Origin of the sequence: Neotabrizicola shimadae (assembly GCF_019623905.1) — a bacterium.
Lineage (GTDB): Bacteria > Pseudomonadota > Alphaproteobacteria > Rhodobacterales > Rhodobacteraceae > Neotabrizicola > Neotabrizicola shimadae.
Genome location: NZ_CP069370.1, coordinates 3504806 through 3527659, shown reverse-complemented (window position 1 = coordinate 3527659; position 22854 = coordinate 3504806). Strand labels below are relative to the sequence as shown.

General features: G+C 66.3%; 25 protein-coding genes. 14 read left to right on the top strand and 11 right to left on the bottom strand.

From position 1 onward, the window contains the following. Position 1: 1 nt before the first annotated feature. Complete coding sequence (mltA, locus tag JO391_RS17110; protein WP_220661644.1) at positions 2 to 1036, bottom strand: murein transglycosylase A; 1035 nt, start codon at positions 1034 to 1036, stop codon at positions 2 to 4. Continuing rightward, positions 1033 to 1692 carry a Tim44/TimA family putative adaptor protein gene (locus JO391_RS17105; protein WP_220661643.1) on the bottom strand — a complete coding sequence of 220 codons (660 nt, stop codon included), beginning with the start codon at positions 1690 to 1692 and terminating at the stop codon, positions 1033 to 1035. The genes mltA and JO391_RS17105 overlap by 4 nt, the downstream gene beginning before the upstream one ends. A 121-nt stretch (positions 1693 to 1813) precedes the next feature. On the opposite strand from JO391_RS17105, the gene JO391_RS17100 reads away from it, so the two are divergent. Continuing rightward, entirely contained in the window at positions 1814 to 2278 is a 465-nt protein-coding gene (locus JO391_RS17100) for an FxsA family protein (RefSeq protein WP_220661642.1), read from the top strand. Between the two features lie 98 nt (positions 2279 to 2376). Then, positions 2377 to 2874 carry a protein-export chaperone SecB gene (secB, locus tag JO391_RS17095; RefSeq protein ID WP_220661641.1) on the top strand — a complete coding sequence of 166 codons (498 nt, stop codon included), beginning with the start codon at positions 2377 to 2379 and terminating at the stop codon, positions 2872 to 2874. A gap of 10 nt (positions 2875 to 2884) precedes the next feature. On the opposite strand, the gene dnaQ is transcribed toward secB, so the two are convergent. From dnaQ to JO391_RS17075, 4 genes are read right to left on the bottom strand one after another with little or no spacing between them, the layout of a single operon-like run. Next, complete coding sequence (dnaQ, locus tag JO391_RS17090; RefSeq protein WP_220661640.1) at positions 2885 to 3583, bottom strand: DNA polymerase III subunit epsilon; 699 nt, start codon at positions 3581 to 3583, stop codon at positions 2885 to 2887. Beyond that, positions 3576 to 4169 carry a dephospho-CoA kinase gene (gene coaE, locus JO391_RS17085; protein WP_220661639.1) on the bottom strand — a complete coding sequence of 198 codons (594 nt, stop codon included), beginning with the start codon at positions 4167 to 4169 and terminating at the stop codon, positions 3576 to 3578. Before coaE ends, dnaQ begins: the two co-directional genes overlap by 8 nt. Continuing rightward, entirely contained in the window at positions 4166 to 5005 is an 840-nt protein-coding gene (locus JO391_RS17080; RefSeq protein ID WP_220661638.1) for a shikimate dehydrogenase, read from the bottom strand. The genes coaE and JO391_RS17080 overlap by 4 nt, the downstream gene beginning before the upstream one ends. Further along, positions 5002 to 5592, bottom strand: a complete 591-nt coding sequence (locus JO391_RS17075; protein WP_220661637.1) for a Maf family protein — start codon at positions 5590 to 5592, stop codon at positions 5002 to 5004. Before JO391_RS17075 ends, JO391_RS17080 begins: the two co-directional genes overlap by 4 nt. A 422-nt stretch (positions 5593 to 6014) precedes the next feature. On the opposite strand from JO391_RS17075, the gene JO391_RS17070 reads away from it, so the two are divergent. From JO391_RS17070 to JO391_RS17040, 7 genes are all read left to right on the top strand, one after another. After that, entirely contained in the window at positions 6015 to 6464 is a 450-nt protein-coding gene (locus JO391_RS17070) for a CopD family protein (RefSeq protein ID WP_220661636.1), read from the top strand. A gap of 135 nt (positions 6465 to 6599) precedes the next feature. Beyond that, positions 6600 to 7871 carry a transcription termination factor Rho gene (gene rho, locus JO391_RS17065; protein WP_220661635.1) on the top strand — a complete coding sequence of 424 codons (1272 nt, stop codon included), beginning with the start codon at positions 6600 to 6602 and terminating at the stop codon, positions 7869 to 7871. 21 nt (positions 7872 to 7892) lie between these two features. Beyond that, positions 7893 to 9179, top strand: coding sequence for a tRNA uridine-5-carboxymethylaminomethyl(34) synthesis GTPase MnmE (mnmE, locus tag JO391_RS17060; RefSeq protein ID WP_220661634.1), 1287 nt, complete (start codon positions 7893 to 7895; stop codon positions 9177 to 9179). Positions 9180 to 9190: 11 nt separating this feature from the next. Beyond that, positions 9191 to 11056: a tRNA uridine-5-carboxymethylaminomethyl(34) synthesis enzyme MnmG gene (mnmG, locus tag JO391_RS17055; RefSeq protein ID WP_220661633.1), complete on the top strand. Its 1866-nt coding sequence runs from the start codon at positions 9191 to 9193 to the stop codon at positions 11054 to 11056. Further along, entirely contained in the window at positions 11053 to 11691 is a 639-nt protein-coding gene (gene rsmG, locus JO391_RS17050; protein WP_259444740.1) for a 16S rRNA (guanine(527)-N(7))-methyltransferase RsmG, read from the top strand. Before mnmG ends, rsmG begins: the two co-directional genes overlap by 4 nt. Next, positions 11684 to 12505: a ParA family protein gene (locus JO391_RS17045; protein ID WP_220661632.1), complete on the top strand. Its 822-nt coding sequence runs from the start codon at positions 11684 to 11686 to the stop codon at positions 12503 to 12505. Before rsmG ends, JO391_RS17045 begins: the two co-directional genes overlap by 8 nt. A 50-nt stretch (positions 12506 to 12555) precedes the next feature. After that, complete coding sequence (locus JO391_RS17040) at positions 12556 to 13407, top strand: ParB/RepB/Spo0J family partition protein (protein WP_220664609.1); 852 nt, start codon at positions 12556 to 12558, stop codon at positions 13405 to 13407. A gap of 3 nt (positions 13408 to 13410) precedes the next feature. Here the strand turns inward: JO391_RS17040 and hemW are convergent, their stop codons facing one another. Genes hemW through rph form a run of 4 tightly spaced genes read right to left on the bottom strand, consistent with a single transcriptional unit; the run spans position 13411 to position 16298 of the window. Next, positions 13411 to 14562 (bottom strand): radical SAM family heme chaperone HemW, encoded by a 1152-nt coding sequence (gene hemW / locus JO391_RS17035; RefSeq protein ID WP_220661631.1) that lies wholly within the window; start codon positions 14560 to 14562, stop codon positions 13411 to 13413. 33 nt (positions 14563 to 14595) lie between these two features. After that, positions 14596 to 14970, bottom strand: a complete 375-nt coding sequence (locus tag JO391_RS17030) for a RidA family protein (protein ID WP_220661630.1) — start codon at positions 14968 to 14970, stop codon at positions 14596 to 14598. Next, on the bottom strand, positions 14967 to 15578 hold the full coding sequence (gene rdgB / locus JO391_RS17025; protein WP_220661629.1) for an RdgB/HAM1 family non-canonical purine NTP pyrophosphatase: 612 nt from the start codon (positions 15576 to 15578) through the stop codon (positions 14967 to 14969). The genes JO391_RS17030 and rdgB overlap by 4 nt, the downstream gene beginning before the upstream one ends. A 3-nt stretch (positions 15579 to 15581) precedes the next feature. Next, positions 15582 to 16298: a ribonuclease PH gene (rph, locus tag JO391_RS17020; RefSeq protein ID WP_220661628.1), complete on the bottom strand. Its 717-nt coding sequence runs from the start codon at positions 16296 to 16298 to the stop codon at positions 15582 to 15584. Positions 16299 to 16449: 151 nt separating this feature from the next. On the opposite strand from rph, the gene hrcA reads away from it, so the two are divergent. From hrcA to JO391_RS16995, 5 genes are all read left to right on the top strand, one after another. After that, on the top strand, positions 16450 to 17520 hold the full coding sequence (hrcA, locus tag JO391_RS17015) for a heat-inducible transcriptional repressor HrcA (protein ID WP_220661627.1): 1071 nt from the start codon (positions 16450 to 16452) through the stop codon (positions 17518 to 17520). Positions 17521 to 17523: 3 nt separating this feature from the next. After that, positions 17524 to 18087 (top strand): nucleotide exchange factor GrpE, encoded by a 564-nt coding sequence (locus JO391_RS17010; protein WP_220661626.1) that lies wholly within the window; start codon positions 17524 to 17526, stop codon positions 18085 to 18087. A gap of 86 nt (positions 18088 to 18173) precedes the next feature. Then, entirely contained in the window at positions 18174 to 19337 is a 1164-nt protein-coding gene (gene ctaA, locus JO391_RS17005; RefSeq protein ID WP_220661625.1) for a heme A synthase, read from the top strand. Continuing rightward, positions 19334 to 20821 carry a carboxypeptidase M32 gene (locus JO391_RS17000; protein WP_375155672.1) on the top strand — a complete coding sequence of 496 codons (1488 nt, stop codon included), beginning with the start codon at positions 19334 to 19336 and terminating at the stop codon, positions 20819 to 20821. Before ctaA ends, JO391_RS17000 begins: the two co-directional genes overlap by 4 nt. Continuing rightward, positions 20818 to 22023 carry an MFS transporter gene (locus JO391_RS16995; protein WP_220661624.1) on the top strand — a complete coding sequence of 402 codons (1206 nt, stop codon included), beginning with the start codon at positions 20818 to 20820 and terminating at the stop codon, positions 22021 to 22023. Before JO391_RS17000 ends, JO391_RS16995 begins: the two co-directional genes overlap by 4 nt. A 50-nt stretch (positions 22024 to 22073) precedes the next feature. Here the strand turns inward: JO391_RS16995 and JO391_RS16990 are convergent, their stop codons facing one another. Then, positions 22074 to 22853: an enoyl-CoA hydratase gene (locus tag JO391_RS16990; protein WP_220661623.1), complete on the bottom strand. Its 780-nt coding sequence runs from the start codon at positions 22851 to 22853 to the stop codon at positions 22074 to 22076. Position 22854 lies beyond the last annotated feature (1 nt).

Sequence of the window (22854 nt, the reverse complement as noted above, 5' to 3'; positions counted from 1 at the left end):
ATCAGCCTTCGGGCAACATCGCATAGGCCCGGTCGATGGGCAGCAGCACGACCATGCGCCCGCCGTCCTTTACCGTCCCGGCCGCATCGCCCGCCGCATCGCCCGAGCCATAGAAGATGTCGGCCCGCTGCGGCCCCTTGATCGCCCCCCCGGTGTCCTGCGCCACCATCAGCTTGCGCAGGGGCGCGGCCCCGTCCTTCTCGATCCAGACCGGCGCGCCAAGCGGCGTGAACTTCGGATCCACCGCGACAGACCGAAGCGTGGTGATCGACCGCCCCATCGCCCCGATCGGTCCCTTGTCTGCCGGCAGGTCGGCGATCTTGCGGAAGAAGACATACGATGGGTTCTGGTGAAGCAGCGCGGTGCCCGAGGCCCCATTGCGCTTGACCCAGGCCCGGATCTGCTGGGCCGAAACTTCGTCGATGGTGAAGACCCCCCGGCGCACCAGTTCCTGCCCGACGGACCGATAGGGAAAGCCGTTCTGCCCGGCATAGCCCACCCGCATCACCTTGCCGTCAGGCATCCGGATCCGGCCCGAGCCCTGGATCTGCAGGAAGAACAGATCCACAGGATCCTCGACCCAGGCCAGTTCCAGCCCGCGTCCGGCCAGAAGCCCCCGGCTTTCGATGTCCTGGCGCGAATACCATTGCACCCCATCGCGCAGTTCCGGCGGACGGCGATAGACCGGCCAGGCATAGCGCGGCGTCCGCACGGGAGACCCGCGCAATTCCGGCTCGTAGTAGCCGGTGAACAGCGCAGGTGGCGCACCAATGATGACCGGCCGGAAAAGAAGCTCGAAGAAGCTGCGGGCGGCGAGGTCGTCTTCGGGGTCGATGTCGCGCGCCAGCCGGCAGATCGGTTGCCAGTCGGAATCGTCCAGCTTGTCGCAGGTGACTGTAAAGCTTGTCAGCGCGGCGCGGTGATCGTCGGTGTCCCAGCCGTCCAGATCGGCAAAGCTGAGCATCTGGGCCATGGCGCGTGGTCCGGCGCTCATGGCCGCGAGCAGGACCAGGACCGCCAGAAGAACACGGCTCATTCCCCGGTCGCGGTCAGCTGCCAGTTGGGATCGTCCACGCCCATGCGGCGGCCAAAGGTCCACAGGTCGCGCTGGCGTTTGATGGCGGTCGGGCTGCCTTCGATCACTTCGCCAGCCTTGTTCCGTACCACCGAGGTCAGCTCACCGGTGAAACGGACGGTGATTTCGGCCTGGCGGGTATCGCGGTCGAATGTGGCTTCGGTCAACGCCATTTCGCGCAGGCCGACAAAACTGGATTCGATGGTCAGGCCCTGACGGGCACGCTCTTCGATGGCGGCGTCGAAGCTGTCGGCCACCTCTTTCGACAGGAACGCACGGATGCCTTCGATATCGCCCTTCTCGAAGGCCATGAGGATCATCTCATAGGCGCCGCGGGCACCCTTGAGGAACTCTCCCACAGAAAATCCGGGCTCGGCCAGCTTCATCGCGCCAAGCGCCTTTGCAGCAGGCGATCCATCGGGCACCTGGTCGATGATGTCACGGTCCGGCCCGCCCTCGATGACCTCGAAGTCGCGGCGCGGCCGGGCGCGCGCATCCTCGACCGGAACGGGCGGCTTTTCAAAGCCGTCGCGCGTGCCAAGAACGGACCGCAGCTTCAGGATCAGAAAGACGGCGATGCCGGCAAGGACAAGAAGCTGTATCAGGGACGAACTCATGCAAACCTCGGTCGTGGGGTTCCGCAGGGGTTGGAAAGGCGCGGTGACGCTGACTATGTAGGAGAGGGGGCACATCAAGTCTATGCCCCGGACCCGTTTTCGGACCCAGAGGAGGCCCGACATGCCCGTGATGCTGCTTTTTGTCCTGCTTCCGCTGGTGGAGATTGCCGGATTCGTGATCGTGGGTGGCTGGATCGGGCTTTGGCCAACCCTGGCGCTGGTGGTTCTGGCGGTCGTTCTCGGTGCGGCGGTGATCCGCCGGCAGGGGGCGGGTCTGGCCTATGACCTGCGCGGCGAGATGGGGCAGGTGCGGGACCCGCTTTCGCCCATGGCGCACCGCGCGATGAAGGTGCTTGCGGGCGGCCTCCTGATCATACCGGGCTTTGTGACCGACATCGCCGCGCTTCTCCTGCTGCTGCCGCCCGTGCGGCAGGGCATCATCAACGCGATGGCCGCACGCATGGGCCCCGTCGTCCGCCACGGTGGACCGAGCGACAATGTGACGGTGATCGACGCGGAGTATTACGAGGTGGACCCAGGCTCGGTTCCTCGCCGGCAGGGTCCGTCGGGCTGGACGCAACCCTGAAGCTGATTCATCGACGCGCGGCCATGGGTCGCCATTGAGCGCGGAGAGCCAAGCTGTTAGGAGTGTCGAAGGCGAGTTTATTACGGGGGAGATTTTTCATGGCCGAACAGGAAGGCGTTCCGAACGCAAATCCGCAGATCCGCATGCAGGTGGTAGCCCAGTTCATCCGGGACATGTCTTTCGAGAACATGGTGGCCGTGAAGGGGCTGTCGGCATCCGAAGTGCAGCCGGACATCCAGGTTGCCGTCAGCATGGACGCACGCAAGCGCCCTGTGGATCACCAGTATGACGTGATGACCAAGTACCGGGTCACGTCGAAGAACAAGGTCAATGGCGACGTCCTGTTCCTTCTTGAGGTGGATTATGCCGGCGTGTTCAACATCGAGGGCGTGCCGGACGAACAGCTTCATGCCTTCCTCCTGATCGAATGCCCCCGACTGATGTTCCCCTATGTGCGGCGCATCATCTCGGACGTCACGCGCGACGGCGGCTTCCCGCCGCTGAACATCGACGCGGTGGATTTCGTGGCCCTCTATCGCCAGGAAGTCGCCCGCCGCGCAGAAGCGCAGCGCGCCGCGCAACAGCCGGTGAACTGAGCGGGGCGCGTCAGTCCCGCTTGTGCCAGATCGCGCCTTCGCCCATCTTCGCCACAAAGGCGGCATGGGCCTCGGCCTCGGCCTCTGTCAGGCGCGACGGCAGGGCAACAGAACGCGGACGGGGGCGCCAGGTGGCGCCCTCTGCCTTTCCGGCGACCGGCGTTGACGCCGCGACGGTGGCCAGGCCGAAGTCGGGCTGCCGTCCACCGATCAGCTCCAGATAGACTTCCGCCAGGATTTCGCTGTCCAGCAGCGCGCCGTGCTTTTCACGGGCTGAATTGTCCACACCGAAACGGCGGCACAGCGCATCCAGCGAGGCGGGCGATCCGGGGAACTTCGTGCGTGCGATCATCAGCGTGTCGAGCGCGCGGTCATTCGGCAGACCCGGCAGGCCGGCCCAGCCAAGCTCGGCATTCAGGAAACGCATGTCGAAGGCGGCATTGTGTATGACCAGCCGCGCCTCACCGATGAAAGCCAGGAAATCGCGGGCGATCGATTTGAACACTGGCTTGTCGCGCAGGAAATCGTCACCCAGGCCATGAACCTCGAAGGCCTCTTTCGGCATGGGCCGTTCGGGATTGATGTATTGGTGGTAGGTCCGGCCGGTCGGCAGGTGGTTGAGCAGCTCGACCGCGCCGATTTCCACGATGCGATGGCCTTCCGAGGGCTCGAAGCCCGTGGTTTCCGTATCGAGAACGATCTCACGCATGGGCGGGCCCTGTCAGATAGTCGATCAGCGCCCGCACGCCGGCGCGCGCGGCATCGAGGCTGAGCGTTTCAAGGATATGGGTGGCGCGGCCGCGTTTTTCACGGTCGGGCATCTGGCGCGCCAGAAGGGTGGCAAACTGCGCTTCTGTCATGCCCGGACGGGCCAGAACACGGCCGCGCTGCAACTCGGGTGGAGCGGTCACCAGAAGCGTGGCATCCACCATCGCCTCTGCTCCGGTTTCGAACAGAAGCGGGATGTCCAGAACCACGAGCGGAGCCGCGGCCGCATCAAGAAATGCCTGCCGGTCAGCCGAAACCAGCGGGTGAACGATCGTTTCGATTTGCTTCAGGGCTGTGGGGTCGCGGGCAATCCAGACCTTCAGCGCGCCCCGGTCTAGGCCCTCTGGCGCCGCCGCCGCAGGACACAGCGCCACAAGCGGCGCGACAGCTGCGCCACCGGCTGCATAGAGCCGGTGCACGGCAGCATCGGCATCCCAGACCGGAACCCCCGCCTCGGCGAAGAAACGGGCCGTGGTCGATTTGCCCATGCCAATGGAGCCGGTCAGTCCCAGGCGGAACGGCCTCATGCCGAAAGTGCCGCAGCGCGGGCCGCGTCGTCGACCTCGGGGCGCAGGCCGAACCAGCGTTCAAACCCCGGCGCGGCCTGGTGCAGCAACATCCCCAAGCCATCGACAACGGTGCAGCCCCGGTCTTCGGCCTCGATCAGGAACTGGGTCTTCAAGGGCGTATAGACCAGGTCCGTCACCAGCGCCCAGGGCTCCAGCCCATCAAGCGGAATGGAGAAATCCGCCTTGCCTGTCATGCCGAGCGCGGTGGAATTCACCACCGTTGCCGCGCCATGCAACATGGCTGCCGCCTGCACCCAGTCATAGACAACAACCTTGGCACCGAAGTCCGACCGCAGCGCCTCGGCCCTTGGTCTGGTGCGGTTCGCGATGCGAACCTCGGGCGCCCCAACCTCCAGCAAGGCCGCCACCACGGCCCGCGCTGCACCGCCCGCACCGAACACCGCGGCCGGGCCGGCCGAGGGCAACCAGTGCGGCGTGTGCTGACGCAGGTTGGCAACAAAGCCCGCGCCATCCGTGTTGTCGGCGTGAATACGTCCATCCTTTCGAAAAATCAACGTGTTGGCCGCACCGATCAGGGCCGCGCGGTCGGTCACGATATCGGCGAGATGCAGCACGCTTTCCTTGTGCGGGATGGTAACGTTCAACCCCACGAAGCCAAGCCGGGGCAGCAGCGTCAGCGCCTCGCGCAGGTCGGACTGGGCCACGTCCATGGGGATATAGTGGCCCTTGATGCCATAGCGCTTCAACCAATGCCCATGCAGGGCAGGGGACCGGCTATGGGCAATGGGAGAGCCGATGACGCCGGCCAGCGGGATACGCGGATGATCCGTCATGCCTCAATGCTCCCCCTGTCGGCAAGCCAGCCCAGCAGCGGCAGAAGCGGCAGGCCGAGAACCGTAAAATAGTCGCCGTCAATGCGCGAGAACAGACGTGCGCCCTCCTCCTCCAGCTTGTAGCAGCCGACGGCGTGACGGACCGAGTCCCAGTTGCGGGATAGATAGCTCTCAAGATAGGCGTCCGAAAAGGAACGCATCGTCAGCCGCACCTCTCCCACATGCCGCCAGACCGGTTCGCCGCGGTCATATACCACGGCGGCCGACAACAGGCGGTGCGTCTGGCCCCGAAGCCGCTGCAACTGTGCCCGTGCTGCATCAGCTGTTTCGGCCTTGCCCCAGGCCTGGCCATCGAACTCCAGAACCTGGTCACAGCCCAGGACCAGCGCCTCCGGGTCCTTCTCGGCGCGCTTGCGCGCCTTCATCTCGGCCAGAGTGTCCGCGATGTCACGCGGATGCGCAGCTTCGGCCTCAAGCGACAGCCGGATCGCCTCTTCGTCCAGCCGCACCGGACGCGCTTCCGCCTCGACTCCGGCGGACCGCAAGAGCGAGAGGCGGATGGACGACGCGGAGGCAATGATCAGCATGGGCGGGATGCCTGTGGATAATCCGGTTTTGTTCCTGCGAGGCGGGGCGGGTGTTGGTCGGGGACAAGCGGCCCGGACCAGGAAGGGAAGGGCGGTCGGGGCCGGTTGTCAAGGTCCGCTCCTGACTTTTCCGCCTTGGGACAGCGATTGCGGCAACCTGCGGAAAATCGGGGTGGGGCGGGTTTTGCAGAGTGGGGCGTTGATACATAGCCGACTATTGGGTGCGCATCTAACCATCGGTAAAGCATGTGATTTCTGCGTCTTTTCCACAAGAACTCGTGCTTTTGCACAGGGTTTTCCCGGCCATGGGTGGTTGGGGATCGTTCTGTGCGCCAAACCGGAAATCCAGATATTCCACAGGCCTACAACGACATTCCCTTTCTTTCTCTTCCTGTTAGGAAGGTGGTCAGGAGGTGCCCCGGATGGTCGACTGGCTTTCGGATCTTTATCCATGGACGAAGGTCCTGCATGTGATCTCGGTCATCGCGTGGATGGCGGGGCTGTTCTATCTGCCCAGGCTCTACGTGTATCACACCGAAGTCGTAGCCAAAGGCAGCGAGACAGACACCCTCTTCCAGACCATGGAGCGCCGGCTTCTCAAGGCGATCATGAACCCGGCCAGCGTGGCCACCTGGGTCTTTGGCCTGGCGCTGGTGTTCACGCCGGGCATCGTGGATTGGTCGATGGCCTGGCCATGGATGAAGGCCGCCGCCGTGCTGGGAATGACCTGGTTCCATCACTGGCTGGCGCAGAGGCGCAAGGGTTTCGTGAACGGAACCAACACTGTCACGGGCCGACGCTATCGGATGATGAACGAAGTGCCGACGCTTCTGATGGTCATCATCGTTGCTTCGGTCATCATGAAGTTCTGAACCGACAGGAGCGGGGAGTTGACTTGACGCCCCACCGCGCGTATCTGCGCGGATGCAGGGCCGTCCGGCCCATCGCGCTTCCCCTTGATTGACCGACCTGCCGGCACTGCGACTGGCCCATGCGGAACACGTTCCATGACCATTGAACACCTGAACCTTGCCGATCTGAAGGCGAAGACTCCTGCCGAACTTCTGGCCATGGCCGAAGAATGGGAGATCGAGAACGCGCCTTCGATGCGCAAGGGCGAGATGATGTTCTCGATCTTGAAGGAACATGCCGAAGAAGGCTGGGAAATCGGGGGCGACGGCGTTCTGGAGGTGCTGCAGGACGGCTTCGGCTTCCTGCGCTCACCCTCGGCCAACTACTTGCCCGGCCCTGACGACATCTATGTCTCGCCCGAGATGATCCGTCAGTTCAGCCTGCGCACCGGGGATACGATCGAAGGCCTGATCCAGGCCCCGCGCGAGAACGAGCGGTATTTCTGCCTGACGAAGGCGACGCGCATCAACTTCGACGATCCCGAGAAGGCGCGCCACAAGGTTCACTTCGACAACCTCACCCCGCTCTATCCTGACGAACGGCTGAAGATGGAGATCGAGGATCCGACGATCAAGGATCGTTCGGCCCGCGTGATCGACCTGGTCTGCCCCATCGGCAAGGGCCAGCGCGCCCTGATCGTGGCGCCGCCGCGCACGGGCAAGACGGTTCTCTTGCAGAACATCGCCCATTCCATCGCGACCAACCATCCGGAATGCTACCTGATCGTCCTCTTGATCGACGAGCGGCCCGAGGAAGTGACCGACATGCAGCGTTCGGTGAAGGGCGAGGTCGTGTCCTCGACCTTCGATGAACCGGCAACCCGCCACGTTGCCGTTGCGGAAATGGTGATCGAAAAGGCAAAGCGCCTGGTCGAACACAAGCGCGACGTCGTGATCCTTCTGGACTCGATCACCCGCCTCGGCCGCGCCTTCAACACGGTTGTTCCGTCTTCGGGCAAGGTGCTGACCGGGGGCGTGGATGCCAACGCCCTGCAGCGCCCGAAGCGGTTCTTTGGCGCGGCGCGCAACATCGAGGAAGGCGGCTCGCTGACCATCATCGCCACCGCGCTGATCGACACCGGCAGCCGCATGGACGAAGTGATCTTTGAAGAGTTCAAGGGCACCGGCAACAGCGAAATCGTGCTGGACCGAAAGGTCGCCGACAAGCGCGTCTTCCCGGCTATCGACATCCTGAAGTCGGGCACCCGCAAGGAAGACCTGCTGGTCGACAAGATCGACCTGCAGAAGACCTATGTGCTGCGCCGCATCCTGAACCCGATGGGCACGACGGACGCCATTGAGTTCCTTCTTGGCAAGCTCAAGCAGACCAAGACGAATGGCGAGTTCTTCGACTCGATGAACTCGTAAGGGTTCCGCCAGGAGCGCAAAGTGGACACGATCTACGCCCTGGCCTCTGCCCGCGGCAAGGCCGGCGTGGCGGTGATCCGTTTGTCGGGTCCGGCGGCCCATGCCGCCGTGGCGGCGCTGTGCGCATCGCCACTGCCAGCCCTGCGGCGGGCGGGTTTGCGTCGGCTGAGCTGGCAAGGCGATGTGCTGGACGAGGCGCTTGTGCTCCTGTTTCCGCAGGGCGCCAGCTACACCGGGGAGGAGTCGGCAGAACTGCATCTGCACGGCTCCTCGGCGGTTGTCGCCGCAGTGTTGCGAGCGCTTGCGGCGCAGCCAGGCCTGCGTCTCGCCGAACCGGGCGAGTTCACCCGTCAGGCGTTGGAAAACGGCCGGCTTGACCTGACCCAGGTCGAGGGCCTCGCGGACCTGATCGACGCCGAGACCGAGGCACAACGCCGCCAGGCCCTGCGCGCCCTGGACGGTGTTCTGGGGCGTCAGGCGGCGCAATGGCGCGAGTCCCTCGTGCGCGCCGCGGCCTTGATCGAGGCGACCATCGACTTTGCGGACGAAGATGTTCCGGTCGATGTCATGCCCGAAGTGGGCAGCCTTGTGACCCACGTGCTGGCCGATCTGCGGCGCGAAACCGCGGGCGCCGCCGCGGCCGAACGCATCCGCGAGGGGTTCGAGGTGGCCATCGTCGGCCCGCCAAACGCCGGAAAATCAACGCTTTTCAATGCCTTGGCTGGCCGTGAAGCGGCGATTACCTCCGCGGTCGCCGGGACAACCCGCGATGTGATCGAGGTGCGGATGGAGATCGCGGGTCTTGCTGTGACGCTTCTCGACACCGCCGGGCTGCGCGAAGCCGAAGATGAGGTCGAACGCATCGGCGTCAGCCGTGCACTGGATCGCGCCCGAAAGGCGGATCTGCGCGTTTTTTTGTTGGACGAGGCGGGAGAAACCGAAGGGCTTGAACCGCTGCCAGAAGATATCGTTCTGCGTGGCAAGGCCGACACGCCGTCCGATGGGCCCGGCGTTTCCGGGCGCACGGGCCGGGGCATTCCAGAGCTGCTTGCGGCCATCGGTCAGCGGTTGGAGCAACGTGTTGCCGGTGCCGGGATGGTGATCCGCGAACGTCAGCACCGGGCCATGATCCTTGCAATCAAGGCTATGGAATCGGCGCAGAATGAGATAGGCAGAGCCCCGCGCCGGGACGAACTCGTCGCTGCGCATCTGCGGGACGCGGCGCGAGCCCTGGCCATGTTGGTCGGTCGCATCGACGTCGAGGACCTGCTGGGCGAGATTTTTGCGCGGTTCTGCATCGGGAAGTAGGAGTGTTTCACGTGAAACAGTTCGATGTCATCGTCATCGGCGGCGGTCACGCCGGCAGCGAAGCCGCAGCCGCGGCAGCTCGGGCGGGTGCCCGGACGGCGCTGGTCACCCTGCGCCGCGACGCCATTGGCGTGATGTCCTGCAACCCGGCCATCGGCGGCTTGGGCAAAGGCCACCTGGTGCGCGAGATCGACGCGCTTGATGGCGTCATGGCCCCTGTGGCAGACCGCGCGGGCATCCAGTTCCGCCTTCTGAACCGCCGGAAGGGTCCGGCCGTCCAGGGTCCGCGCGCCCAGGCGGATCGCAAGCTCTACAGGCTCGCCATGCAGGCTGCACTTGCAAGGCAACCTGGGCTCGATGTCATCGAAGGCGAGGTCGCAGACCTGCTTGTCACGGATGGCGCGGTGTCGGGCGTTCTTCTTGCCGACGGAACCGCCCTGACCTCCTCTGCCGTCGTGCTGACCGCGGGCACCTTCCTGAACGGCGTGATCCACGTCGGCGACCAAAGGCGCAGCGGCGGGCGCGTGGGCGATCCGGCCTCGCAGCGCCTTGCGCTGCGCTTGGCCGATCTTGGTCTGGCGCGGGGTCGCCTGAAGACCGGAACCCCGCCGCGACTTGACGGTCGCAGCATCGATTGGGCGCGGCTCGAAAGCCAGCCGGGCGATGAAGATCCGGTCCTGTTCTCCTTCCTCAGCACCGCGCCCTTTGCCCGTCAGATTTCCTGTGGAATCACCCACACCAATGAACGAACGCATGACATCGTGCGAAGCAACTTGTCGCGCTCGGCCATGTACGGCGGGCACATCGAAGGCGTGGGTCCGCGCTACTGCCCCTCGATCGAAGACAAGGTGGTGCGGTTCGCCGACAAGACCGGGCACCAGGTCTTTCTGGAGCCCGAGGGGCTGGACGACGACACCGTCTATCCAAACGGTATTTCCACGTCACTGCCGGCTGAAGTGCAGGAAGCCTATGTCCGCACCATCGCTGGTCTGGAAGCGGTCCGCATCCTGCAGCCAGGCTACGCGATTGAATACGACTACTTCGATCCGCGCGAGTTGCGGCCTTCTCTCGAACTGCGCGCTCTTCCCGGCCTCTTCCTCGCCGGCCAGGTGAACGGCACCACCGGCTATGAGGAAGCGGCGGCGCAGGGCCTCGTTGCCGGCCTCAACGCGGCGCGGCTCGCCGCAGATCAGCCGGCCGAGGTCTTTTCGCGGTCGGAAAGCTATATCGGCGTGATGATCGACGACCTGACCAGCCGCGGCGTGACCGAACCGTATCGCATGTTCACGTCACGCGCCGAATATCGCCTGGCGCTGCGGGCGGATAATGCGGACCAACGGCTCACCGAGCGGGGCCGCGGGCTTGGCCTCGTCGGCGAAGCGCGTTGGGCCGCCTACAGCGAAAAGGCCAACTGCCTTGCCGAAGCCCGCGCGGTCCTGACGGCCAGCACGCGCACCCCGCGCGAGGCGGCAGCCATTGGGCTTTCCGTCAGCCAGGATGGCGTGCGCCGCACCGGCCTGGACCTGCTCGCCTTCCCGGATGTTCGACTGGACCAGATCGACGCCCTCTATCCGGGCTTTGTCGCAGTCCCACCGGCCATTCGCCAGCAGGTCGCGAATGACGCGCTCTACGCTCAGTATCTTGATCGGCAGGCGGAGGATGTGCGCGCCCTGCAAAAGGAAGAGGCGCTGCGGATCCCGGACGGCTTCGATTACCGGGCCATGCCTGGCCTTTCGACGGAACTCGCCACAAAGCTGGCACGCATCAAGCCTGACAGCATTGCACGCGCGGCAGCCATCGAGGGTATGACGCCCGCAGCGCTGCTTCTGCTCATTGCCCAGCTCCGCAAGGACTCGCGGTTCCGGAACGTGGGATGATGGCGAACGAATACGACCTTGCCGGGTGTTTTCCCGGCGCCGAGAGTGTTTCACGTGAAACGATAGAAAAGCTGCGGCGCCATCTGGAACTTGTCGGAAAGTGGAACCCGGCAATCAATCTCGTCGCCCGCAGCACGCTCCCCGAAGGCTGGAGCCGCCACGTCCGCGATTCGGCGCAAATTCTTGCCCTCGCACCGGAATCGCCGCGCCTCTGGCTGGATTTGGGCAGCGGTGGCGGCTTTCCCGGCCTTGTTGTGGCCATCCTGCTCGCCGAGCGCGCACCGGGCTGCCGTCTTCGACTCGTCGAATCCGACCTGCGCAAGGCAACATTCCTGCGTGAGGCGGCGCGCAGCTGCGGAATCGCAGCGGACGTGGTGACGGACCGCGCCGAGTCGCTCGCCCCCGCCAAGGCCGACGTGGTGTCCGCGCGCGCCCTTGCGCCCCTGGCGGATCTCTGCGCCCTTGCACATCGCCATCTGGTGCCAGAGGGGCGCGCGATTTTCCTCAAGGGGCGCGAGCACTTGGCCGAACTGGACCTTGCGTCGCTGCAATGGGCCTTTACCTCCACCCTCCGACCAAGCATTACCGATCCCGCCGCCGCCGTCGTTGCCCTGGAGTCCCTGCGCCATGTCTGACCCAACCCGTCCCGGTCAACCGCATATCGTCGCCATTGCCAACCAGAAGGGTGGCGTGGGCAAGACCACGACGGCGATCAACCTCGCCGCAGCACTGGTGGAATGCGGCGCGCGTGTCCTGGTGGTGGACCTCGATCCGCAGGGAAATGCGTCCACCGGCCTGGGCCTGCCACCGGATGCGCGAAAGAAGACAAGCTACGACCTCCTTCTTGAGGAGACGCCGCTGGAAGACGTGATCCAGCCCACCACCTTTGCTCGCCTATTGCTCTGCCCGGCGAATGCCGACCTGTCTTCGGCGGATATCGAGCTGGTGGCGAACGAAAAGCGCAGCTTCCTTCTGCACGACGCCCTACGCCAGACGGCAATGGATGGCTTCGACCTCGACGTGATCCTGATCGACTGCCCGCCCGCCCTCAGCCTGCTCACCATCAACGCGCTCGTTGCGTCGCAATCCGTCCTGGTGCCGCTGCAAAGCGAGTTCTTTGCGCTCGAAGGCCTGTCGCAACTGATGCTCACCATCCGCGAGGTGCGCCAAAGCGCCAATCCGGCGCTGCGCATCGAAGGCGTGCTGCTAACCATGTACGACGGTAGAAACCGCCTCTCACAACAGGTCGAGGCCGACGCGCGCGCGACGCTTGGCGACGTGGTCTTTCACACGGTGATCCCGCGCAACGTCCGCCTGTCCGAAGCGCCGTCCTTCGCGCTCCCGGTCACCGAATACGACAGCGCGTCGAAGGGCAGCGAAGCCTATCGCGCGCTTGCCAGGGAATTTCTCGCCCGCCACCCGATCCGCGAAAGGATGGTCCAGCCGTGAACGACCGCAAGACCGAACGTCGGGGCCTTGGCCGCGGCCTGTCCGCGCTGATGGCCGATGTCCACCTGGCCCCCTCCGACACCACGGCCCCCCCGCGCCGGCCCGATAGCCTGGTGCCGGTCGAGAACCTGCACCCGAATCCCGACCAGCCTCGCCGCGACTTCGACGAAACGGCGCTGGCGGAACTGGCAGAGTCGCTGCGGCAGAAGGGCGTGATCCAGCCCCTGATCGTGCGCCCCCATGGCGCCACCGGCCAGTACCAGATCGTCGCGGGCGAACGCCGCTGGCGGGCCGCGCAACTGGCGCAGATCCACGAACTCCCCGTCTTGATCCGCGAGCTCGACGACACCGAAGTGCTGGAAGTCGCGATCATCGAGAACATCCAGCGCGCGGACCTGAACGCGCTGGAGGAGGCGCTCGGTTACCGCCAGCTGATGGACCGCTTTGGCCACACCCAAGAGAAACTGGCCGAAGCCCTTTCAAAAAGCCGCAGCCACATCGCCAACCTGCTGCGCCTCCTGCAACTTCCCGACGAAGTGCAGGTCCTTCTGCGCGGCGGCCAACTCACGGCCGGCCACGCCCGCGCCCTTGTCACCTCGCCCAATGCCGCCGAACTCGCCCGCCAGATCGTCACCCGCGGCCTTTCGGTGCGCGAGGCAGAACGGCTCGCGCTCAATGAAGGCGGTGCCAAGCGCAAGTCTGCCGGCCGCAAGCGGGCAGAGAAGGACCCCGACACCCGCGCGCTCGAAGCCGATCTTGCCGCCAACCTGGGCATGTCTGTGCGCATCGACCATGAGGCGGGCGGCGAATCCGGCCTGCTCACCATCCGCTATAACAGTCTGGAAGACCTCGACCGCCTCTGCCGTGTCCTTTCGCAGCTTCCGCCCGACGCGGATTTCTGACGCTCAGGCCATCAGCTCGCGGATCACCGCGTTCAGCACCATCCGGCCGGCCGGCGTCACCGTCAGCCGGTCGGGCTCGGCGGCAACCATCCCCAGGTCCAGCAGACCCGCCAGCCGGCCCGCATCAAGCGATCCCCCAAGCGCGCGAAAGCGGACAAGGTCCACGCCCTCGCTCAACCGCAGCCCCATCACCATGAATTCGCTGGCCCGGTCCTCCAGGCTCAGTGCCTGCCGCGGCAATTCTCCGCCGCGCCCCGCTTCCACTTGCTCCAGCCAGGCGCCGGGTGCCCTCGGCGCCTCGGTGGCCCACCGAATCCCGTCCAGCGTCAGACGCCCATGCGCGCCCGGCCCAATCCCCACCCAATCGCCTGACCGCCAGTAGATCAGGTTGTGGCGAGACTCCGCCCCGGGCCGGGCATGGTTCGAAACCTCATAGGCCGCCATCCCCGCCGCGCCGCAAATCTCTTGCGTGATCTCGTACATGTCCGCTGCGCGATCCTCGTCCGGCAGGCCCTTCAGCCCACCCCGTGCAAAGCGGTCGCCAAAGGCCGTGCCGTCCTCGATGGTCAGCTGGTACAGCGACAGGTGGTCCACGGCCATCGACAGCGCGCGCCGTAGCTCCGCCGCCCAATCCCCCGGCGTCTGGTCTTGCCGCGCATAGATCAGGTCGAAACTCACCCGGTCAAAGCAATCCCGCGCCACGGCAAAGGCCGCTTCCGCCTCGGCCACCGAATGAAGCCGCCCCAACCGCCGCAGATCGGCATCGTTCAGCGCCTGCACCCCCATGGAAACCCGGTTCACCCCGGCCTCGCGATAGGCCCGGAACCGACCCGCCTCGACCGAGCCGGGGTTGGCCTCCAGCGTGATCTCAACATCATTCGCCACCGGCCAGGCCGCGCGCATGGCCTCCAGCACGCCAGCCACCACCTCCGGTTCCATCAGCGAAGGCGTGCCCCCGCCGAAGAACACCGAATTCAACAGCCGCGGCCCTGTCTCTGCCGCCACGCGGGCAATCTCGGACACATAGGCCCGCAGCCAGCGCCGTTGGTCGATCCGGGCCGCGACATGGCTGTTGAAATCGCAGTAGGGGCATTTCGACTGGCAGAAGGGCCAGTGCAGATACAGCCCAAACCCGGCAGCCCGGCCGTCTTCCATCACTTCCCCTTGTATGATCGGCAAAAGGGCACACTACCCCTTGAAGGCCGTCACCTCGATCTCGATCTTCATCTCAGGCCGGATCAGCCCCGCGATCACCATGGTCGCCGCCGGGCGCACCTCGCCCAGATGCGCTCCCAGCACCGGCACGATGGCCTCGACCAGGGCGGCATCGGTCACCGTGTATTGCACGCGCACGATGTCCTCCATCGTAAAGCCCGCCTCGGCCAGCACCCGCCCGATGGTGGCAAAGCAGTTGCGCGCCTGCTCCACCACATCCTCCGGCATGGTCATCGTGGCATAGTCATAGCCCGTCACGCCCGAAACAAAACACCAGCCGCCCTTCACCACGGCCCGGCTGTAGCCCATCACCGCCTCGAAGGGCGAACCCGTCGAAATCCGTCTCATGCAAAGCACCCCGCAACGAACTTGGCAAAGGCATCGGCCCGGTGGCTGATCCGGTTCTTTTCTTCCGCCGGCATCTCGGCAAAGGTCACGTCATGGCCGTCCGGCTGGAACATGGGGTCATAGCCATGCCCCTGCACCCCGCGCATCGGCCAGACCACCTGGCCCCCTACGATGCCCTCGAACACCTCGTCATGCCCATCCGGCCAGGCCAGCACCAGGGTAGACCGGAACTGCGCCCGCCTCGGATAGGGCGCCGCCGCCGCCTCCAGCGCCTCCCAGGTCCGGGTCATGGCGCGAATGAAGTCGCGCCCGCCCGGCCCCTCGGCCCAATCCGCGGTATGCACCCCCGGCGCACCGCCCAACCCGTCCACGCAGATGCCTGAATCATCGGCCAGGGCGGGCAGGCCGGTCGCCTGCGCCGCCGCATGGGCCTTGATCCGGGCATTGCCGACGAAGGTTTCCTCGGTTTCCTCCGGTTCCGGCAGGCCCATCTCGCCCGCCGACACCACGCTCACGCCCCAGGGGGCCAGCAGCGCGGCGATTTCCTCCAGCTTGCCCCGGTTGTGCGTTGCCACCAGAAGCCGGTCGCCGTCAAACCGCCGCGCCATGGCTCAGCGCCCCACCGCAGCCCGCTGCGCTGCCACCAGCGCCGCGCAGCCCGCCTCGGCCAGACCCAGCAGTTCTTCCATCTCGGCGCGCGAAAAGGTCGCGCCCTCGGCCGACATCTGCACTTCGATCAGCCGGTTGCGCCCGGTCATCACGAAGTTGCCATCCGTTCCGGCCTGGCTGTCCTCGACATAGTCCAGGTCCAGCACCGGCTGGCCGGCATAGATGCCGCAGGACACCGCCGCCACATGATCGACAATCGGGTCCGAAACGATGGCCCCGGTCTTCAGAAGCCGGTCCACCGCCAGACGCAGGGCCACCCAGCCCCCGGTGATGCTGGCGCAGCGCGTGCCGCCGTCGGCCTGGATCACGTCGCAGTCCACAACGATCTGCCGCTCGCCCAAGGCGCTCCGGTCCACGCCGGCGCGCAGGGCACGGCCAATAAGCCGTTGAATCTCCTGCGTTCTACCCGACTGCTTGCCCGCAGCCGCCTCGCGCCGGGTGCGGGTATTGGTGGCGCGGGGCAACATGCCGTATTCCGCCGTCACCCAACCCAGCCCCGTGTTCTTCAGAAAGGGCGGCGGCTTGTCCTCGATGGTGGCCGTGCAGATCACATGGGTGTCCCCCACGCGGATCAGGCAGGACCCTTCCGCGTGGCGAGTGACGCCGGTCTCGATTGAAATCGGCCGCGGTTCGCTTAACTTTCTACCAGAGGGTCGCATGAAAGGGTCCTTTCGACGCGGCGGCGCCTGCCGCCCTTGCAGACTTTGAAAACAGATGCGCCAGATATCCGGGCCGCGCCAATCCATGCAACCCTGATTGACGCCGCGCCCTGTGGGTTTCACACTGGACGCCGCCCAAACGCAGTCAGCCATGTCCGAAGGCAAAGGTCTCCTCTCCGAAATGAACGACCGCTCGCGCGAGGTCTTCCGCCGTGTCGTGGAAGGCTACCTCGCGTCCGGCGATCCCGTCGGCAGCCGCACGCTCACCCGCAGCATGAGCGAAAAGCTCTCGGCCGCCACCATCCGCAATGTGATGCAGGACCTCGAGTTTCTCGGCCTGCTCGACAGCCCCCATGTCTCTGCCGGCCGCGTGCCCACGCAGCGCGGCCTGCGCATGTTCGTCGATGGCCTGCTCGAGGTCGGCCAGGTGGCCGTGGAAGACCGCGAACGCATCGACGCCACGCTCGGCTCGAACACGCCCGATGTGGCAACGCTGCTCGATCAGGTCGGCGCGGCCCTTTCCGGCATCACCCGCGGCGCAAGCCTGGTTCTGGCGCCCAAGCAGGAAGCCGCGATCCGCCACATCGAATTCGTCAGCCTCGGTCCCGACCGGGCGCTGGTGGTGCTCGTGTTTTCCAACGGCCATGTCGAGAACCGGCTTTTCACCCCGCCCCCCGGCCAGACGCCCTCCTCCATGCGCGAGGCCGCGAACTTCCTGAACGCGCTCGCCGAAGGCCGCACGCTTTCGGAACTGCGCGGCTCGGTCCAGCGCGACATCGCCGCCCGCCGGCAAGAGCTTGACGTTCTGGCCCGCGACCTCGTCGAAAGCGGCCTGGCCGTATGGGAGAACATGGGCGAACGCTCCGAACGCCTCATCGTCCGCGGCCGCGCCAATCTCATCGAAGGCGGGCCGGAATCGCTCGACATCGACCGAATCCGTACCCTCTTCGACGACCTCGAACGCAAGCGCGACATCGCCGAATTCCTCGAACTGGCCGAAGACGGTGAGGGTGTGCGCATTTTTATCGGCTCCGAGAACAAGCTTTTCTCACTTTCGGGTTCCTCTCTGGTGGTCAGTCCCTATATGAACGCGGATCGAAAGATCATCGGCGCCATCGGCGTGATCGGCCCGACCCGGCTCAATTACGGACGGATCGTGCCCATCGTCGATTACACGGCGCAGCTCGTCGGACGCATCCTGTCCGACCGGGCCCTGGGGTGAGACATGACGAAGGCAAGGAAAGACGACATGGCGCAGGAAAACGGGGCTGCCACCGAAGAGCGGGCCATCGAGGAAATGGTGGAAGACTATCTGGAAGCCGACGAGATCGACGCACTGCGCGCCGAGCGTGACGAGCTGCGCGACCGCTACATGCGCGCGCTGGCCGACGCCGAGAACGCCCGCAAACGCAGCGACCGCGACCGCCGCGAGGCCGAGCAATACGGCTCCACCCGCCTCGCCCGCGATCTTCTGCCGGTCTACGACAACCTCAACCGCGCGCTGGCCGCGGTCACCGATGCCGTCCGCGACAGCAACGCCGCCCTGATCGAAGGTGTGGAACTCACGCTGCGCGAACTGGGTAACGTGATGACCAAGCACGGCGTCCGCGCCATCACCCCCAAGGTCGGCGACACCTTCGATCCGCAGCATCACCAGGCCATGTTCGAAGCCCCGGTGCCGGGAACCAAGGCCGGCGACATCATCCAGGTGATGACCGAAGGCTTCATGCTGCACGACCGTCTTCTGCGCCCGGCCCAGGTCGGCGTCTCGTCCAACACCCAGGGCTAGGCTCGAACCCCGCGCGCTTTGCCGCGCGGGGGTTGAAGGGGCAGGGTGCCGCGCCTACTGTCCGCCCCGAAACAAGGGGGATGCGCATGGCACCGCGGCGCAGCATTTTCGAGGAAGTGGGCGCGGAAGCACCGGCCCCGGTGGCCCGCCCGGGCGGCATCGACCGCCCGAAGGGCGCCCGGCGCGGCGTCCGCATCTGGATGGCCGTGCTCTTCCTCATGGTCGCCGTGATGATCGCCGTTGGCGGTCTCACCCGGCTCACCGATTCCGGTCTTTCCATCACCGAATGGCGCCCCGTCTCGGGCGCCCTGCCTCCGATGACCCAGGCCGACTGGGATGCGGAATTCGCCAAGTACCAGGCGATCCCCGAATTCCAGTTGCAGAACACCGCCATGACCCTGGAAGAGTTCAAGGGCATCTTCTGGTGGGAATGGGGCCACCGCCAGCTTGGCCGCGCCATCGGCCTTGTCTGGGCGCTCGGCTTCGCAGGCTTCGCCCTCACCCGGCAGATCCCTCCCGGCTGGGGCACCCGCATGGCGCTGCCCGGCCTTCTGGGCGGCGTGCAGGGGGCGGTCGGCTGGTGGATGGTCTCCTCCGGCCTCACCGGCACCATGGTCGATGTCGCCTCCTACAGGCTGGCGCTCCACCTCGGTCTCGCCTTCGCCATCCTCGGGCTTCTCGCCTGGTACATCTTCCTTCTTGGCCGCACCGAGGCAGAGCTTCTTCAGGCCCGCCGCGGACGTGAAACCGCGCTGGCAACGCTGGCCGCCTGGCTGGCCGGCATCGCCTTCGTGCAGATCCTGCTGGGCGCCCTGGTCGCCGGCATCGACGCCGGTCGCGGCTTCCCGACCTGGCCGCTGATGGGCGAAACCTTCTTCCCCGCCGATGCCTTCTACGTCCCCGACGGGCAGGGCGGTTCGCTGCCGATCTGGCATGCCTTCTTCGAAAACCCCGGCCTCGTGCAGTTCATCCACCGCATGTGGGGCTACCTGCTGTTCGCCGCGCTCATCTTCGCCTGGGTCAAGGCCCGCCGCTCGGCCCATCTGGCCACGCGCCGCGCCTTCGACTGGGTTCTTGTCATCGGCTTCGGCCAGGTCGTCCTCGGCATCGTCACGGCGCTGACCGCCGCCAGCCCGCATGTCGCCATCACCCACCAGATCGGCGCGGTCGTGCTGTGGGTGCTGATCCTGCGTGCGCGCCACCTCGCACTTTACCCCCTGGCGGGGTCCATTCGGAAAGGCACGGCATGACCATCGCAAACGACAGGGCCTACGACGATCTCATGGCCTTCCAGCGCGAGACCGAGGCGCTGGCTCAGATTTCGGGCCGGCTCGGCTGGGATCAGGAAACCATGATGCCGCGCGGCGCCGCCGAACAGCGGGGCGAGGAAATGTCGGCCATCGAAGGCGTCCTGCACGCCCGCCGCACCGATCCCCGCATCGCCGAATGGCTGGACCGCGCCAAACCCGCCGACGCGGTGGCGCAGGCGCAGCTGCGCCACATCCGCCGCAGCTACAACCGTATGACAAAGGTGCCCGCCGCGCTGGCCCAGGAAATCGCCCGCGTGACCAGCGTGGCACAGGGCATCTGGGCCGAAGCGCGCGCCGCGAACGACGTGGCCGCCTTCCTGCCCACGCTGGCCGATGTCATCCGCCTTCGCCGCGAAGAAGCCGCCGCGCTGGCCCAGGGCGGCGATCTCTATGATGCACTGGTGGACGATTACGAACCGGGTGCCACGGCGGCCAGCATCGGCGCCATCTTCGACAGGATGCGCCCGCGCCTCGTGGCCCTGCGCGCTGCCGTCCTCGCCTCGCCGCACCAGCCCGCGGCGCTCGACGGCAGCTTCGGGGCCGATGCCCAGTTGCGGTTGACCCGCGATCTTGCTTCCGCCTTCGGCTATGACTGGTCGCGCGGCCGGCTCGACATCGCCGTGCATCCGTTCTCGTCGGGCTCGGGCAATGATGTGCGCATCACCACGCGTGTCGCCGAAAGCGATCCGTTCAACTGCTTCTACTCCACCATCCACGAAGTCGGCCACGCGGCCTATGAACAGGGCATCGACCCCGATTACCGCCTCACGCCGCTTGGCCAGGGCGTGTCGATGGGCGTCCACGAAAGCCAGAGCCGCATCTACGAAAACCAGCTTGGCCGTTCTCGCGCCTTCACCGGCTGGCTGTTCGGCCAGATGCAGGAACGCTTCGGCGCCTTCGGCATTTCCTCGCCGGAAGAATTCTACCGCACGGTGAACCGCGTCCAGCCCGGCTACATCCGCACCGAGGCCGACGAAGTGCAGTACAACCTGCACATCATGATGCGCTTCGACCTCGAACGCGCGCTCATCAAGGGCGATCTCGCCGTGCAGGATCTAGAAGCCGCCTGGAACGACCGCTTCCTCGCCGATTTCGGCGTGGCGGTGGACCGTCCCTCCAACGGCATGTTGCAGGATGTGCACTGGTCGGTCGGCCTCTTCGGCTATTTCCCGACCTATGCGCTTGGCAACGTCTTCGCCGGCTGCCTGCTGAAGGCGCTCAAGGCCGATGTGCCCGATCTCGATGCCCGTCTGGCCCAGGGCGATGCCTCGCCCGCAACCGGCTGGCTGCGCGAGAAGCTGCAACGGCACGGCGGGTTGCGGCTGCCGGTCGAGACCATCACGCAGGCCTGCGGCTTCGCGCCCGACGAAGGCCCGCTGCTGGACTATCTGGAAGCCAAGTTCGGGGAAATCTACCGGCTGTGAAACTGACAGCGCCCGCCGTCTGGTTGCTGGCCGTCGGCCAGACGCTGACCTATGCGGCGCTGTACTACGGCTTTCCGGCGCTTCTGCCCCGGCTGATCGCCGAAACCGGCTGGAGCAAGGCGGAACTTGCCCTTGGCCCGACTCTCGCCTTCCTGGTCATGGCGGCGCTCACGCCCCTGACCGGGCGGCTGGTGGATCGGGGCCTTGGGGGCGAACTTCTGATCGGCCTGCCGCTTCTGGGCGCCATTGCCTTTGCCGGCCTTGGCCTCACCTCCTCGCTTTGGGGGTGGTGGGGGCTTTGGTCGGTGATCGGCGTGGCGCAGGCCGGGTCTTTCTATGAAACCTGTTTCGCCTTCCTGACCCGCCGTCTCGGCCCTGGCGCGCGTGCCGCCATCACCCATGTCACGCTGGTCGCAGGCTTCGCCGGCACGCTGGCCTTCCCCCTGGGTGCCGTGCTGGGTCAGGCATTCGGCGGGCAGGGCGCGTTGGTGGCGCTTGCCGGCATCGTGGCGCTGGTCGCCGTGCCGGTGAACCTGGGCGGCGTGGTTCTGCTGCGCCGGCAGGAACGTGCCACCGGGATCTTGGCGCCCAAGGCCGCGCCGGGCACCTTGCAGGCGGCGCTGCGCCGCCCTGCCTTCTGGGCCATCACCGGCGCCTTCGCCGCGATCAACCTCAACCACGCCATCCTGCTGACCTATGCGCTGGTCCTGTTCCACGATCTCGGCGCCGGTCCCGCAATGGCGGTGGCCGCCGCCTCCTGCATCGGCCCGGCACAGGTGGCGGGCCGTATCGTGCTGCTGTCCACCGAGGCGCGCGTCGGCACCGCCCGCGCCGTGATCTGGTCTTTCGCAGCAACCGTCGCCGCCGCGCTGCTGCTCATGGCGGCGGGGGTGGCCCCGGTGCTGATCTTCGCCTTCGCCCTCATGCAGGGCGCCGGGGTGGGTGTGATGTCCATCCTGCGCCCGGTCCTGGTGGCCGAGGTTCTGGGCCGCCCCGGTTTCGGCGCCATCTCCGGCGCCATCGCGGTCGGACCGATCCTCGCCTCTGCCGCCGGACCCTCCATCGGTGCCGCGCTGCTCTTGTCCGGCGGCGTGCCGGCGGCGCTGGTGGCTTGCCTCGTCCTGGCGGCCCTCGGGCTCGCCATCGCGGTGGGTCTCCGCTCCGCCCGTCGGGCAGAAGTTAAGTCCGAGTTAATTCGGTAGCGCAAGTCGTTGATTTCATTGGAAACGGAAAAGCGTCCGAGCTCGGACGCCTACTCCTTCCAGTCCGGGGCCCGCTTCTCCAGGAAGGCCGCGATCCCCTCCTCGGTGTCCCGCCACAGCATGTTCTCCACCATGACCGCCCCGGTCTGCCGGTAAGCCTCGGCCAGCCCCAGCCCCTGCTGGTCGTAGAAGGCCCGCTTCCCCACCTTGACCGCCGCCGTCAGCTTCCCCGCCACGGTCCGGGCCAGCGCCATGGTCTCCTCGTGCAGCCGCTCCGCCGGGACCACCCGGTTCACCAGCCCCACCTCCCGCGCCCGCCCGGCATTCAGGAACTCTCCGGTCACCAGCATCTCGAAGGCCACCCCCGGCGGCACCTTGCGGGTCAGCGCCACCATGGGCGTGGAACAGAACAGCCCGATGTTGACCCCGTTCACCCCGAACCGCGCCCCCTCCGCCGCCACCACCATGTCGCAAGAGGCCGCCAGCTGGCACCCCGCCGCCGTGGCAATGCCATGAACCTCGGCGATCACCGGCTGCTGCAGGGCCGGGATCGCCTGCATCATTGCCGCGCAGCGGGCGAAGAGGTCGGCGAAATAGGCCGCCCCCTTGTCCGCCGCCCCGCGCGCCGCCTGCATCTCCTTCAGGTCATGCCCCGCGCAAAACGCCCGCCCCGCCCCCCGCAGCACCACGACCTTCACGGATCGATCCTCCGCCAGCGCCCCGAAGGCCCCGGACAGCGCGGCCAGCATCCCGTCCGACAGGGCATTCAGAGACCCCGGCGCGTTCAGCGTCAGAACCGCGACCCCACCCTCGTACTCCCTCAGCAGCATC

What these genes read in the sequence shown, in the direction of transcription:
- mltA (WP_220661644.1), bottom strand. Translation starts at nt 1,036, where the DNA reads ATGAGCCGTGTTCTTCTGGCGGTCCTGGTCCTGCTCGCGGCCATGAGC.
- JO391_RS17105 (WP_220661643.1), bottom strand. Translation starts at nt 1,692, where the DNA reads ATGAGTTCGTCCCTGATACAGCTTCTTGTCCTTGCCGGCATCGCCGTC.
- JO391_RS17100 (WP_220661642.1), top strand. Translation starts at nt 1,814, where the DNA reads ATGCCCGTGATGCTGCTTTTTGTCCTGCTTCCGCTGGTGGAGATTGCC.
- secB (WP_220661641.1), top strand. Translation starts at nt 2,377, where the DNA reads ATGGCCGAACAGGAAGGCGTTCCGAACGCAAATCCGCAGATCCGCATG.
- dnaQ (WP_220661640.1), bottom strand. Translation starts at nt 3,583, where the DNA reads ATGCGTGAGATCGTTCTCGATACGGAAACCACGGGCTTCGAGCCCTCG.
- coaE (WP_220661639.1), bottom strand. Translation starts at nt 4,169, where the DNA reads ATGAGGCCGTTCCGCCTGGGACTGACCGGCTCCATTGGCATGGGCAAA.
- JO391_RS17080 (WP_220661638.1), bottom strand. Translation starts at nt 5,005, where the DNA reads ATGACGGATCATCCGCGTATCCCGCTGGCCGGCGTCATCGGCTCTCCC.
- JO391_RS17075 (WP_220661637.1), bottom strand. Translation starts at nt 5,592, where the DNA reads ATGCTGATCATTGCCTCCGCGTCGTCCATCCGCCTCTCGCTCTTGCGG.
- JO391_RS17070 (WP_220661636.1), top strand. Translation starts at nt 6,015, where the DNA reads ATGGTCGACTGGCTTTCGGATCTTTATCCATGGACGAAGGTCCTGCAT.
- rho (WP_220661635.1), top strand. Translation starts at nt 6,600, where the DNA reads ATGACCATTGAACACCTGAACCTTGCCGATCTGAAGGCGAAGACTCCT.
- rsmG (WP_259444740.1), top strand. Translation starts at nt 11,053, where the DNA reads ATGATGGCGAACGAATACGACCTTGCCGGGTGTTTTCCCGGCGCCGAG.
- JO391_RS17045 (WP_220661632.1), top strand. Translation starts at nt 11,684, where the DNA reads ATGTCTGACCCAACCCGTCCCGGTCAACCGCATATCGTCGCCATTGCC.
- JO391_RS17040 (WP_220664609.1), top strand. Translation starts at nt 12,556, where the DNA reads ATGGCCGATGTCCACCTGGCCCCCTCCGACACCACGGCCCCCCCGCGC.
- hemW (WP_220661631.1), bottom strand. Translation starts at nt 14,562, where the DNA reads ATGGAAGACGGCCGGGCTGCCGGGTTTGGGCTGTATCTGCACTGGCCC.
- JO391_RS17030 (WP_220661630.1), bottom strand. Translation starts at nt 14,970, where the DNA reads ATGAGACGGATTTCGACGGGTTCGCCCTTCGAGGCGGTGATGGGCTAC.
- rdgB (WP_220661629.1), bottom strand. Translation starts at nt 15,578, where the DNA reads ATGGCGCGGCGGTTTGACGGCGACCGGCTTCTGGTGGCAACGCACAAC.
- rph (WP_220661628.1), bottom strand. Translation starts at nt 16,298, where the DNA reads ATGCGACCCTCTGGTAGAAAGTTAAGCGAACCGCGGCCGATTTCAATC.
- hrcA (WP_220661627.1), top strand. Translation starts at nt 16,450, where the DNA reads ATGTCCGAAGGCAAAGGTCTCCTCTCCGAAATGAACGACCGCTCGCGC.
- JO391_RS17010 (WP_220661626.1), top strand. Translation starts at nt 17,524, where the DNA reads ATGACGAAGGCAAGGAAAGACGACATGGCGCAGGAAAACGGGGCTGCC.
- ctaA (WP_220661625.1), top strand. Translation starts at nt 18,174, where the DNA reads ATGGCACCGCGGCGCAGCATTTTCGAGGAAGTGGGCGCGGAAGCACCG.
- JO391_RS17000 (WP_375155672.1), top strand. Translation starts at nt 19,334, where the DNA reads ATGACCATCGCAAACGACAGGGCCTACGACGATCTCATGGCCTTCCAG.
- JO391_RS16990 (WP_220661623.1), bottom strand. Translation starts at nt 22,853, where the DNA reads ATGCTGCTGAGGGAGTACGAGGGTGGGGTCGCGGTTCTGACGCTGAAC.